At 62.9% G+C, this 12,864-nt stretch carries 4 protein-coding genes, 2 tRNA genes and 3 rRNA genes; 8 read left to right on the top strand and 1 reads right to left on the bottom strand.

What is annotated here, in order from left to right; translation table 11 throughout:
• Positions 1-69: 69 nt before the first annotated feature.
• The 8 genes from F0U63_RS47315 (at position 70) to recF (ending at position 12,298) form a co-directional block, all read left to right on the top strand.
• The gene (locus tag F0U63_RS47315) at positions 70-3,123 is read left to right on the top strand and encodes an alpha-amylase family glycosyl hydrolase (RefSeq protein ID WP_395841836.1); all 3,054 of its coding nucleotides are present in this window, start codon (positions 70-72) and stop codon (positions 3,121-3,123) included.
• Positions 3,124-4,251: 1,128 nt separating this feature from the next.
• A 16S ribosomal RNA gene (locus F0U63_RS47310) occupies positions 4,252-5,787 on the top strand.
• A gap of 177 nt (positions 5,788-5,964) precedes the next feature.
• Positions 5,965-6,041 (top strand) — tRNA-Ile (locus F0U63_RS47305).
• 65 nt (positions 6,042-6,106) lie between these two features.
• A tRNA-Ala gene (locus F0U63_RS47300) sits at positions 6,107-6,179 on the top strand.
• Between the two features lie 250 nt (positions 6,180-6,429).
• Positions 6,430-9,395: ribosomal RNA gene (locus tag F0U63_RS47295) — 23S ribosomal RNA — on the top strand.
• Positions 9,396-9,557: 162 nt separating this feature from the next.
• Positions 9,558-9,674, top strand: a 5S ribosomal RNA gene (gene rrf, locus F0U63_RS47290).
• Together the 16S, 23S and 5S rRNA genes with 2 tRNA genes alongside form the textbook arrangement of a ribosomal RNA operon.
• 187 nt (positions 9,675-9,861) lie before the next feature.
• A complete protein-coding gene (locus F0U63_RS47285) occupies positions 9,862-11,082 on the top strand; it encodes a hypothetical protein (protein ID WP_395841834.1) in 1,221 nt (406 codons plus the stop codon).
• Between the two features lie 46 nt (positions 11,083-11,128).
• The gene (recF, locus tag F0U63_RS47280; RefSeq protein WP_395841832.1) at positions 11,129-12,298 is read left to right on the top strand and encodes a DNA replication/repair protein RecF; all 1,170 of its coding nucleotides are present in this window, start codon (positions 11,129-11,131) and stop codon (positions 12,296-12,298) included.
• 12 nt (positions 12,299-12,310) lie between these two features.
• On the opposite strand, the gene F0U63_RS47275 is transcribed toward recF, so the two are convergent.
• On the bottom strand, positions 12,311-12,835 hold the full coding sequence (locus F0U63_RS47275; RefSeq protein WP_395841830.1) for a hypothetical protein: 525 nt from the start codon (positions 12,833-12,835) through the stop codon (positions 12,311-12,313).
• Between the last annotated feature and the right edge of the window lie 29 nt (positions 12,836-12,864).

The raw sequence follows: 12,864 nt of genomic DNA, 5'->3' as shown, positions 1-12,864 counted from the left end.
TTACAGCCTCCGACAATCGGGTACATCGGCGCATGTAGCACGCGTCCTTCACCCGAGAGGCAGGACCCCATGAGCACGTCGAAGATCAATCCCTCGCTGAGGAATGGGACTTCCGGCCTCAAGGACGCAGGGGGGAGCGCCGGGGGTGCTCGTCCGGCGAACACGGTGCTGCCCGGGGTGAAGACGGAGGGCAAGGCGCGGGCGGCGGGGGGCCGGGACACGTCTTCGTTCGAGGCGCTCTCCAGGAAGGGGGCGAGCGGGGCGGCGGCGGCCGTGGCGGTGAACAAGGCGCCGCGGAGCGTGCCGGTGAAGCGCACGGTGACGCTGGTCTACGACGCGGGGCCGCACAGCAAGCTCACGAACCTGCAGGTGAAGGGCAGCTGGGACGCGAGTGGGAAGTACAGCGCGCAGTGGAACGAGCGTCCCCTCGCGATGAAGCCGTTGGGGGAGGGCAAGTGGGGCGTGACGGTGGAGCTGAGCGACGACGGCCTGCCCCACGATTGGGAGTGGGGGGTGATGGCGGATGGACCCTCGGGCAAGGGCCAGTGGGCGGTGATGGGGGAGGACAACCTGAAGCTGGACGTGACGAAGCCCACGGCCAGCTACGCGCCGACGACGTACCACCGCATGGGGGCGCGGCGTTCGGGGGAGGACGCGGCGTTCACGTTCTACGCGGGCAGCGCGAGGAGCGTGCAGGTGAAGGTGACGGACCGGCAGGGGCGGGTGGAGCGCTTCCCGATGACGCGGGACGAGGAGGGCAACTGGTCGGCGCAGGTGCCGGGCCGGTGGAAGGAGCTGCTGGGCAAGTCCTACGTCTACGAGGTGGTGGACTCGGCGGGCGCCACGAGTGAGCGGCCGGATCCCTACGCGCGGGAGATGATGGGGGAGCAGCGGGGGTTGGACCGGATGTACCTGGATGCGAAGACGGGCCAGGAGGTGAACCGCTACGCGTCGGGAGCGCGGGAGCTGATGCGCTTCGACATCGACGAGCATGGAGACGCGGAGCGGGCGTACCTGGTGTTGAAGGACGCGAATGGCAGGACGTTGAAGAAGGACGAGCTTCTGGCGCGGCTGGGCGACTTCGACACCACGCTGGTGGACAAGCTGCGGGCCGGGGGGGCCAACGACTTCTGGTCGAAGAACATCGAGGCGGACGGGCGCATCCGCATGACGCACCAGGGGGGCGCGTGGACGACGCTGGTGAACGACCCGGCGAAGCTGGTGGGCCTGCGCTACGAGTTCCAGGTCTACGAGAAGGACGCCCAGGGGCGGTTGAAGCTGCGGCATGACGGCAACGGGGATGGGCGGCTGAGCGACGCGGAGCGAGTGGGCGCGCCCATCAACGATCCCTGGAGCGACCGAATCACCGAGGGAAGTGGGGTGACGTTCCGGGGCTCGGTCATCACGGACCCGGCGAGCTTCGAGTGGAAGAACGACGGCGTGCCGCGGGAGAAGGACCAGGCGAAGTGGGTGGTGTACCAGCTGCACGCGGGCAGCTTCCTGGGGAAGGCGGGCAACGCGAACCGCTCGACGCTGGAGGACCTGACGGCGAAGCTGGACTACTTCAAGCAGCTGGGGGTGAACACGCTCGAGCTCTTGCCGGTGAACGAGGTGGAGGGGGCGCGCAACTGGGGCTACCTCGGGGTGAACAGCCTGGCGACGGAGAGCGCGTTGGGCTTCGAGGACGAGAATGGCAGGTGGGTGAGCGGGCCGGAGGCGATGAAGCGCTTCATCGACGAGGCGCACAAGAAGGGGCTGAACGTCATTTCGGACGTGGTCTACAACCACGTGTTCGGCGACTACAACGGCCTGTGGAACGTGGGGGGCGAGGACAACCCGTACTTCAACTGGGAGCAGGACTCGGGTGGGTACGAGCAGCGGGAGACGCCGTGGGGGGCGGTGCCGGCGTATTCCAATCCGAAGGTGAAGCAGTTCTTCGTGGACCACGCGGTGGCGCAGATGGAGGAGCTGCATTTTGACGGGCTGCGCTTCGACTTCACCGAGCCCATCAAGGGCACGGGGGGCCAGGACGGCTGGGAGCTGCTGCGGGAGATCAACCGGCAGGTGCACTTCCACAACCCGGACGCGTGGACGGTGGCGGAGCAGTTCGACTACGACCCGAGCATCACGCAGCCGGCGCGGGGGGACGGCACGGGAGGGGGCTTCGACGCGCAGTGGTACACGGAGTTCCAGCACCGGCTGGTGAGGGACAACGACAAACCGGGAATCATCCAGGCGGCGGCGCGGGGGATGAAGACGGACATGGACGCGTTCATGTCGATGCTGACGAACCCGCGGGGGCTGGACGGGTGGAAGAGCGCGCTGTCCATCATCTCGAACCATGACGAGGTGGGGAACGCGGAGCGGACGATGAACACGGCCGAGGGGGCCACGCCCACGGAGTTCCCGGACCAGTGGTCGCGAGGCGCGGCGAGGTTCGCGGCGGGGATTGGGATGGCGGGACCCGGCATCCCGATGTTCTTCCAGGGGGACGAGTTCGGAGCGCAGAACGACTTCCGTTGGGGCAATCCGTCCACGTGGGACAGTGATTGGGATTGGGAGTCGTTGGGGAAGGACTGGAACTGGGAGAAGGTGACGTTCAACGACGCGCGCAAGAAGGACTACGAGCGGCTGTTCATGCTGCCGCCGGAGACGCGAGCGAAGGACGCGGCGTACCAGGGGTTGTCGGCGGAGGACCGGAAGGTCTTCGAGAGCCTGGCGGCGCTGCCGGCGCCTCAGCGGACGGAGGCGATGTTGGACATCACGAGGAAGCAGAGCTTCCACTTCTATCGGGACGCGATCGCGTTGCGGCAGTCGAGTCCGGCCTTCCGCGCGGATGCGGAAGTGAAGCGGGTGTACACGCACAACGACGATTCGGTGATGGCGTTCACGCGCAAGTCGGGTGGGGAGGAGTACCTGGTGGTGGGGAGCATGAACCGCGAGAACCTCAAGGGCTACGCGCTGCCGCTGCCTCCGGGGAACTGGAAGGAAGTGCTGAACAGCGACGCCGCGGCATACGGCGGGGGGAACTTCGGCAACGGCGGAGGCACCCTGGGGGGCGGGAACGCGAAGGTGAACCTCCCTGCGGCGGGGTACGTGGTGCTCAAGCGAGTGGAGGCTTGAGCAAGGACCTGACGGCCTGGCGGGCCTCGCGAGATCTTCTGAACGGGGGTTGGCACGGAGCTGGGGGCTGCATTAGCTCTCTGTCGTGAGGGACGGAGCCTCCTCTTTGGGCGAGACCCCAAGAGCGGCCGGTGCCCCCAGCCCCGCGCGGCCAGGCAGGAAGAAGAAAAGCGGCGGAGCTTGTTGACTCAAGACGCGGTGGTGGTAGAAGCCGCGCCCCCTCGGTCGGGAAAGCGAAGCCGCATTGGCGGTGGGACGCCTGGACGAGAAAGACGAAATACCGAGTCGACGAAGGGTTGTTGACTCAAGACGCGGCGGTGGTAGAAGCCGCGCCCCCACGAACCGGCGAGGTCGCGCGAGCGACCGAAGCGGTGAAGGGGGGAAGAAAGAGTCGACGAAGGGATGTTGACTCAAGACGCGGTGGTGGTAGAAGCCGCGCCCCCACGAACCGGTGAAGTCGCGCAGGCGACAGCAGCGGCGAACGGGAAAGAGGAAGTGGATGAAGGCGGTTGACTTCATCCGGGGCGAAGCGATAGAAGCCGCGCCCCCTCGGAAAGAAAGGCGAAGCCGCACTGGCGGTGGGAGCCTCTGGCCGAGCGAAGCACAACAGAGCGAAATAAGAAGTCGACGAAGCGGTGTTGACTCGAAACGCGGTGGTGGTAGAAGCCGCCTCCCCCAAGCCGAAGAAGTCACGCAGGTGACGAAAGCGGCGGGCGGGAAAAAACGAGTCGACGAAGCGAGTTGACACGAAGGGCGGAACGGCAGTAGGTTCCGCGCCCCCGAGAAAGAGAAAAGCAGCTCTCCTTCGCGGTGAACCGAAAAAGCGAAGCGGCAACGGCCGCTTGACAGCAGAAACGGTTCAGAATACAACAGCCGCCCCGCTGGTTGAAAGCGGTGAAGCTGAGAAACACGGTAGCACAGCAGGACAGCCGGAAGCAAGCGGCTCGGTCTTTGAAAACCAGATAGCAAACCCAAAGAAGACAGATTGCGGAAACCGCAGTCAATTCTTGAGACGGGTTCCGCAGCGAGTCGGCGTGAGTCGATTGGCAGGAGCCCTGATGAACACAGCGAAGTCAGGTAACCCCTTAGCCGGGACCTGGCCTAGCCGGTTCAACCCTTCAAAAAATTCAATTGGAGAGTTTGATCCTGGCTCAGAACGAACGCTGGCGGCGTGCCTAACACATGCAAGTCGAGCGCGAATGGAGCAATCCTAGTAGAGCGGCGCACGGGTGCGTAACACGTGGATAATCTGCCTGGGTGTCTGGGATAACCAGTCGAAAGATTGGCTAATACCGGATAAGCCCCCGGGAGCTTCGGCTCTTGAGGGAAAAGGTGGCCTCTGTATACAAGCTATCACATCCAGATGAGTCCGCGGCCCATCAGCTAGTTGGCGGGGTAATGGCCCACCAAGGCGACGACGGGTAGCTGGTCTGAGAGGACGATCAGCCACACTGGAACTGAGACACGGTCCAGACTCCTACGGGAGGCAGCAGTGGGGAATTTTGCGCAATGGGCGAAAGCCTGACGCAGCAACGCCGCGTGTGTGATGAAGGTCTTTGGATTGTAAAGCACTTTCGACCGGGACGAAAACCCGTTGGCTAACATCCAACGGCTTGACGGTACCGGGAGAAGAAGCACCGGCTAACTCTGTGCCAGCAGCCGCGGTAATACAGAGGGTGCAAGCGTTGTTCGGAATTATTGGGCGTAAAGCGCGTGTAGGCGGCTTTGCAAGTCGGATGTGAAAGCCCTCGGCTCAACCGAGGAAGTGCGTTCGAAACTGCAGAGCTTGAGTACCGGAGAGGGTGGCGGAATTCCCCAAGTAGAGGTGAAATTCGTAGATATGGGGAGGAACACCGGTGGCGAAGGCGGCCACCTGGACGGTCACTGACGCTGAGACGCGAAAGCGTGGGTAGCAAACAGGATTAGATACCCTGGTAGTCCACGCCGTAAACGATGAGAACTAGGTGTCGTGGGTGTTGACCCCCGCGGTGCCGTAGCTAACGCATTAAGTTCTCCGCCTGGGAAGTACGGTCGCAAGACTAAAACTCAAAGGAATTGACGGGGGCCCGCACAAGCGGTGGAGCATGTGGTTTAATTCGACGCAACGCGCAGAACCTTACCTGGTCTTGACATCCTCGGAATGCCTCAGAGATGAGGCGGTGCCCGCAAGGGAACCGAGAGACAGGTGCTGCATGGCTGTCGTCAGCTCGTGTCGTGAGATGTTGGGTTAAGTCCCGCAACGAGCGCAACCCTCGCCTTTAGTTGCCGCGCAAGCGGATCTCTAGAGGGACTGCCGGTGTTAAACCGGAGGAAGGTGGGGATGACGTCAAGTCCTCATGGCCTTTATGACCAGGGCTACACACGTGCTACAATGGCCGGTACAAAGCGTTGCCAACTCGCGAGAGGGAGCTAATCGCATAAAACCGGTCTCAGTTCAGATTGGAGTCTGCAACTCGACTCCATGAAGGCGGAATCGCTAGTAATCGCAGATCAGCACGCTGCGGTGAATACGTTCCCGGGCCTTGTACACACCGCCCGTCACACCATGGGAGTCGATTGCTCCAGAAGTCATCTCACCAAGAGGTGCCCAAGGAGTGGTCGGTAACTGGGGTGAAGTCGTAACAAGGTAGCCGTAGGGGAACCTGCGGCTGGATCACCTCCTTTCTAAGGAGACCGGGTGCACGGTCGACGCTTCGGCGCGACAGGGTGCACCAGCGGTGCAAGCCGCCTTAGGTCAACCAGGTCAACGTTTCTGCAACTGTCGAGGGTTTGCTGTCTGGTTTTGAGAGGCCGAGCGAAGAGGCTCGGTTCTTTGAAAGAGACGGTAGCTGGAAATCCACTGGGCCTATAGCTCAGCTGGCTAGAGCGCGCGCCTGATAAGCGCGAGGTCGGTGGTTCAAGTCCACCTAGGCCCACCAGTTTCCCACCGGGGAGATTGGGGACGCGACGACAGCCGGCAGGTGGAGGGACAGCGACACATTCAGGGGCTGTAGCTCAGTTGGGAGAGCGCCAGCTTTGCAAGCTGGATGTCGTCGGTTCGATCCCGTCCAGCTCCACAAGTTACCGACACACGCAACACGTCGGAGACGTTCTTTGACAAGTCCATACGAAGGGTAGAAATCAATTTCTGCTGAGAAGTTCTCAGCGTCGATTGAGGTGACAGCTCGGCTGCGATAGCGGCCTGGCGGTGACACGACGACGCATCAAGTGAATTCTTTCGGGTCCGCGGCGAAGAGCCGGGGCCTGGACCTTGGTCTCGAGTTTCAATGCAACCCGCCGGGAGGCGGGCTGATGAGGGATTAAGGTAAGTAAGCTACTAAGGGCGTGCGGTGGATGCCTAGGTGCCAAGAGGCGATGAAGGACGTGGGTGGCTGCGAAAAGCTCCGGGGAGTTGCCAACCGAACGTTGAGCCGGAGATGTCCGAATGGGGAAACCCAGCGCGGTGAAAGCCGCGTTACCTCAGCCTGAATCCATAGGGCTGAAGGAGCGAACCAGGGGAAGTGAAACATCTCAGTACCCTGAGGAGAAGAAAACAACGAGTGATTCCCAGAGTAGCGGCGAGCGAAATGGGAGGAGCCTAAACCGGTGTCATGAAAATGGCATCGGGGTTGCGGGTCCGCGGTAGGACTCTGGTTTGTTAGCGGAACCATCTGGAAAGGTGGACCAAAGGGCGTGACAGTCGCGTACGCGAAAACGAACTGGAGCCGAGCGGGGTACCCAAGTAGGGCGGGACACGTGCAATCCTGCCTGAATCCGCCGGGACCATCCGGTAAGGCTAAATACTCCTTGGCGACCGATAGTGAACTAGTACCGCGAGGGAAAGGTGAAAAGAACCCCAGTGAGGGGAGTCCAAAGAACCTGAAACCGCATGTCTACAAGCAGTCCGAGCACTACGGGGCAACCCAGTGCGAGGGCGTACCTTTTGCATCATGATTCGGCGACTTAATGTACGTAGCGAGGCTAAGCCGATAGGTGGAGCCGGAGCGAAAGCGAGTCCGAAACGGGCGACTGAGTTGCGTGCATTATAACCCGAAGCGGGGTGATCTACACATGGCCAGGTTGAAGTGAGGGTAACACCTCATGGAGGACCGAACTCATGAAAGTTGAAAATTTCTGGGATGAGCTGTGTGTAGGGGTGAAAGGCCAATCAAACTCCGTGATAGCTGGTTCTCCCCGAAAGATATTTAGGTATCGTCTCGAGTAATTCAATGCTGGAGGTAGAGCACTGGAACGGCTAGGGGTCTCACCAGATTACCAAACCGTACCAAACTCCGAATGCCAGCAATTGTTAGCTCGGGAAGCAGTCAGTGGGTGATAACGTCCATTGGCAAGAGGGGAATAACCCAGACCGACAGCTAAGGCCCCCAAGTCTAGTCTAAGTGAACACTAGAAAGGATGTGGCAAGTCATTGACAACCAGGAGGTTGGCTTAGAAGCAGCCATCCTTTAAAGAAAGCGTAATAGCTCACTGGTCGAGACAGGCCGCGCCGAAAATGTAACGGGGCTCAAGACTAGCGCCGAAGCTTCGGATTGCATGCACCCGGTGCATGCAGTGGTAGGGGAGCGTTGCAACAGCTGAGAAGCTAGACCGCAAGGGCTGGTGGAGCGGTTGCGAGTGCTGATGCCGAAATGAGTAGCGATAAAGGGGGTGGGAAACCCCCTCGCCGTAAACCCAAGGTTTCCTGGGTCAAGTTAATCTTCCCAGGGTTAGCCGGGACCTAAGCCGAGGCCGAAAGGCGTAGGTGATGGCAAGCAGGTTAATATTCCTGCGCCATCTTGTAGACGTTGAACCGAGGAAGGACGGAGAAAGCTAGGCGAGCTGACCGGTGGTTGTGTCAGTCCAAAGGCGTAGGGGTGTCGCGTACGAATAAAGGCGCGGCAGCTATCCCCGAGACCCCATGGCCCCCCTCACGGGGCAAGTCGCTGATGCTCGGCTTCCAAGAAAAGTTCCGCGGGGAGTCTACAGGGTGTCCGTACCGCAAACCGACACAGGTGGGTGAGGAGAAAATCCTAAGGCGCTTGAGAGAACTCTCCTCCAAGGAACTAGGCAAATTTCCACCGTAACTTCGGAAGAAGGTGGGCCTCTGACAGGTGTAGGCGTACAGCCGAAGCCGAGAGAGGTTGCAGAGAAATGGCGGTAGCGACTGTTTACCAAAAACACAGGACTCTGCGAAGGCAAGAAGCCGACGTATAGGGTCTGACTCCTGCCCGGTGCTGGAAGGTTAAGGGGATTCGTCAGCCGCAAGGTGAAGCGATGATCCGAAGCCCCAGTAAACGGCGGCCGTAACTATAACGGTCCTAAGGTAGCGAAATTCCTTGTCGGGTAAGTTCCGACCTGCACGAATGGAGTAACGACTTCCGCGCTGTCTCGGAGAGGGACTCAGCGAAATTGAAATAGCTGTGCCGATGCAGTTTACCCGCAGCAAGACGGAAAGACCCCGTGAACCTTTACTACAACTTGACAGTGACACTAGGGTTCGACTGTGTAGGATAGGTGGGAGCCTTTGAAGCCGGGCCGCTAGGTTCGGTGGAGGCAACGGTGAAATACCACCCTGTCGGATTCTGGTGTCTAACCATGCTCCCTCACCGGGAGTTGGAACACTGTCTGGTGGGTAGTTTGACTGGGGCGGTCGCCTCCCAAAACGTAACGGAGGCGCGCGATGGTTCCCTCAGCCCGATTGGAAACCGGGCGGCGAGTGCAATGGCATAAGGGAGCTTGACTGCGAGACGGACACGTCGAGCAGGTGCGAAAGCAGGTCATAGTGATCCGGTGGTCCTGAATGGAAGGGCCATCGCTCAACGGATAAAAGGTACTCCGGGGATAACAGGCTTATCTCCCCCAAGAGTTCACATCGACGGGGAGGTTTGGCACCTCGATGTCGGCTCATCGCATCCTGGGGCTGGAGCAGGTCCCAAGGGTTTGGCTGTTCGCCAATTAAAGCGGTACGCGAGCTGGGTTCAAAACGTCGTGAGACAGTTTGGTCCCTATCTGCTGTGGGCGTAGGATACTTGAGAGGCTCTGACCTTAGTACGAGAGGACCGGGTTGGAGACACCGCTGGTGTACCAGTTGTCTCGCCAGAGGCATCGCTGGGTAGCCATGTGTCGATTGGATAACCGCTGAAAGCATCTAAGCGGGAAACCGACCTCAAGAACAGGTATCCCGGGCGCAAGCCCCGAAGACCCGTCGAAGACGACGACGTTGATAGGCCGGGTGTGTAAGCGTGGTAACACGTTGAGCTAACCGGTACTAATAGGTCGAGAGGCTTACTTTACCTCAATCTCTCAGCAGCCCCACCTCAGGGGGGTGCAGGAGACACGAGGCCAAGGTCGAGGCCCGAGCGAGCGCGAGAGCGCGGCGCCGGGCCCGGAAGAAGGCACGAGAGCTTCGCAGTGGAAGTTGATTTCCCTACCCTTCGTATGAACTGTCCTGTTTTTCCGGTGGCAATGTCGGAGGGGTCCCACCCGTTCCCATCCCGAACACGGAAGTTAAGCCCTCCAGAGCCGATGGTACTCCGCGGGAAACCGCGCGGGAGAGTAGGTCGCTGCCGGATTTTTTTTGAAGGCCCCGAGTCCACACCGCAAGGTGTCGACTCGGGGCCTTCGCCTTTGCGGGCTTCGCCGTGGCGGGCCGGGTGTTCTCTTTCGTTCAGGGCTCGTCCGGGCGATCGTTGATTCCTCGGCCCCCGGCCCCAAGGCCACCTGCCATTGCTCCCGGCTGGGCCTATAGTCGTCCTGACCGTGGCCACTTCTCCCGACATCCTACGGGCGCGGCTCGAGGACCGCGCGGATCTGCTCGAGGCTGCCCGCCTTCGTTACCGGGCGCTGCGGCTGATGCTCCGGGGATTCTTCTGGCGGGACACGCTTCGCTCCAACCTCGAGCTGCTCCGAGAGGTGGTCCGCGATCAGCCTGAAGTGGACCTCACGCTGGCCTCCGTCAGCAGGCGGGCGGCGGCGGAGGACTGGCCCGAGAACTCCGCTTCCATGGTGCTGCTGGCCGACGTGTCCCAGTTGCGCGAGGCGCTCGTTGCGTTGGTGGCCAAGCGGCTTCGTACTTCCACCAAGCCCACTGTCCTCGCGGAGGCCCTGCTGCTCCTGGAAGAAGAGCTGCTCGCCGAGGGCCCTTTGTTGGGCCGGCGCTCGTGGGCTCAGGCGGTGGATCTGCTTCCGCGCAACCTGCCGGAACTCCGCGCCGTCTGTGCGGCCGCGGAAATCTTCGAGCGCGTCTTCAAGCGTCCCTCCCCCGAGGGGGCCTTGCCCTTCAGCGCGGCGGAAGCCGATGAAGTCCGACGCGCCCTGCCCCTGGCTGACACGGCGATGGAGGCCTTGTGGAGCCGTGTGAATCGCTTCGATCCCTCGGGACGTCTGACGGACTTCCTGGAGAAGCGAGCCAGGCGTGTGCCCGTGCGCACCCCGCGCAGTGGTCCCGAGTTGTTCCTCCATGCCGTCTTCTGGACCGACCTGGCCAACTCCCGGCTGCGCACCCTCCTCGATGCCCGGTTCTCTCCCGTCCGTCCCCCCGAGAGAGAATGGCCCGAACTGCTGGGCTGGCTGGTGGAGCGCGAGGGGTCGCCCGACGCCCGGTTGAGCGCCTCGGCCGTGCTGAGTGAGGGGCGGGCTGGATTGCTCGAGGTCGCGGCGGAACTGGCCTCCTTGTCCCACTCCCGCCCGGTGGGCGCCTGGAACGAGGAGGTCGCCTGGGCCCGCCTGGAGCGCGCCGCCCACCGCGCGAAGAGCGAGCAGGGGCCCGACATGGACCTCCTGTGCGACGCGCTGCACCTCTTCATCCGCCTGCGGGGTCAGCGTGAGACGCCCGCGCGCTTCTTCTCCGTTGGCCGCGAGCGCTCCCTCTCCGGTTTCACGCCTCCCTCACTCGCCGAGGATCTGGCGGATCTCCCCGGCCTGGTCCTCCTGGCCCGCACCGCGGCCGGACGCCCTGCCGCCGAACGTCGCCGGAGATAGGCTTTCACCTGGACGCTCACCTGAACGGATGGGAGAAAGGTCTCCCGTGCGCCTGTTGGCACTCCATGTCCAGGACTTCCGTAACCTCGGCCAGGTCTCCCTGTCGCCAAGCCCCCACGCGACCATCGCCGTGGGGCAGAACGGCCAGGGCAAGACCAACCTGTTGGAAGCCCTCTACTTCCTCGCGACACTCAAGCCCCTGCGCGCGGGCCGGTTGTCGGAGCTCGTCCGGTGGGGCGCTCCGGCCGCTCGGGTGACGGGCCGCTTCCTCCTCAAGGGCGCCGAACGCGAAATCTCCGTGGAGGTGTCCGGCGGCGTCCGGCAGTCCTTCGTGGATGGCAAGAAGGCCCCCAGTCTCGAGGAGTACTTCGGCGGCGTCTCGGTGGTGGCCTTCACGCCGGATGATCTGGAGGTCGTCAAGGGCGGCCCGGATTCGCGCCGGGGCTTCCTGGATCGCGCCGTCTTCAACCGCTTCCCCGCCTTCTTGCGCGAGAGCCGTGAGTACGCTCGGGCCCTGAAGAATCGCAATCGTCTGCTGCGCACCGGCCCGGTGGACTCCGTCTACCTCGAAGCCTACGACGAGACCCTCGCCAAGGCGGGCGCCCGCGTCTATGCCCGGCGTCGGGCCCTCATGGCCGAGCTCGCGCCCCGTGCCCAGGCCACCTTCGCCTCCATCGGACGCACCCCCGACCCCGCCTCCTACGGGTACCGCCCCGCTCATCTGGGCGACCTCGACTTCGCCCAGGCCGATGAGGCGGCCCTCGCCCACGCGCTCCGCGAAGCACTCGCGTCCCGCTCCCGAAGAGACCTCGATCGGGGCTTCACCTCCGTGGGCCCCCACGCGGATGATGTCTCCGTCACCCTGGGCTCGCGCAGCGCTCGCGCCTACGCCAGTCAGGGCCAACAGCGCGCGCTCGTGCTGGGATGGAAGATCGCCGAGATCGAGAACCTCGAGGCGTCCACGGGCTTCCTGCCCCTGCTCCTGCTCGATGATGTCTCGAGCGAGCTGGATCCCGAACGCAATGCCTACCTGATGCGCTACCTCGCCGAGAGCGGCGCCCAGGTCTTCCTCACCACCACCGACGCCAGCCTCGTGCGCGCCGCCGCCGCCCAGGACACCCTGTGGATGGGCGTTCGCTCGGGCGAGGTCTCCTTCTCTCCTCCCGGCGACTCCCCCTCCGGGCTTTCCTCTCCACCGGACGGCGAGCCCGGGTGACGCGCTCGGGGGCTACTCGTCGCGCCTCCTCCTCATCCAGAACGCACTGGGCACGAAGCTCGCCGCCACGAAGACCCCCAGGTACATGCCGAGCACCCAGAGCGGCCCGTGCCCATGCCCCGCTCGCGTGAGCAGCAACGGCAGCCCCACCGCTCCCCCCACGCTCAGCCACCTCGCAGTGGGATTTTCGATGCGCCGCAAGAGCCCCATGGCCAGCGAGGGCTCGAACACGGGGGGAATTCCCTCCTCCTCGGTGGGCCACGTGGGACGCTCGGCCGGCATCGTCTGGCGCACCCTCATCTCCTCCCGCTCCCGCTCCACCGCCTGCTCGCGCTCGCGCCCGCGCTTCTCGTCCTCCGCCCGCTGCTCCGGGGCTCGCAGATCCGCTCCGCACGTCGTGCACACGACGGCGAACCGGCCATTCTCCGTCTCACAGCGAATGCAGCGCGAGAAGTGCTGTCCGCTCGTGGGCCCGTCATCCATCTCCAGCGGCGTCTGACCCTGCTGCTTGAAGCGCTCCAAGTGGGCCTCTGTCACGGTCGGGAAGGCGCTCCAGCCTACCAGCC

Origin of the sequence: Cystobacter fuscus, from assembly GCF_044360685.1 — a bacterium.
Taxonomy (GTDB): Bacteria; Myxococcota; Myxococcia; order Myxococcales; family Myxococcaceae; genus Cystobacter; species Cystobacter fuscus_C.
The sequence above is the reverse complement of the archived record's forward strand: the minus strand, read 5'-3'. Positions and strand labels throughout refer to the sequence as shown.